This window comes from Bartonella sp. AD328YNZD (assembly GCF_042196425.1).
In genome coordinates, this window is record NZ_JBHIQG010000820.1 from 1 (window position 1) to 583 (window position 583).

General features: G+C 30.0%; 1 pseudogene. It reads left to right on the forward strand.

Going from position 1 to position 583, the window contains the following annotated elements:
* Positions 1 to 156, forward strand: a pseudogene (locus tag ACFIO3_RS15210) (alpha/beta hydrolase); the annotation flags it as partial.
* Positions 157 to 583: the final 427 nt, after the last annotated feature.

Sequence of the window (583 nt, forward strand, 5' to 3'; positions counted from 1 at the left end):
AAAGGTATCATCATCACACAAGAAATATTGGAAGAGGCTAATCACTTTTTCAGTGGATGTCATGAAGAACTTATTGAGCGATGTGCCCACTATTTGGATAACCATATCTCCAATGAACTTCTCGCTCCTCCTTCTGAAGTACTTTCACTAACTTAGGAAAATACGATAGATTTATAAAAAATTAGCAAAAATCGTCCCTGATCATAACAAAGTATTTTTTCAGTCTATATTAAAACTTTTCTAAATTTTATTTCAGGATAGAAATGAGAGTAACAGAATACCTTTTTTCTATTACTAAGAAGGCTCTTTTTTAGCGTAAAAAAGAAATAATACCTGTGTTATTATCTTTATACTACCAATATGTCTCTTTCTCTTGTGAGGTGTGCGTCAGTTATGATAGATAACACATTAATAACTTATTATATAATCGCCTGTTATATATAATAAATGCACTCTTAAATTAGGAAATTAAATCTGTGTTTGCCTTTAAATCTGATTTTTTACATATTATGAGCGAACGTGGTTTTATCCACCAAATTTCAGATGAAAAAGGCTTAGATGATCTTTTTTCAAAAGAAACTGT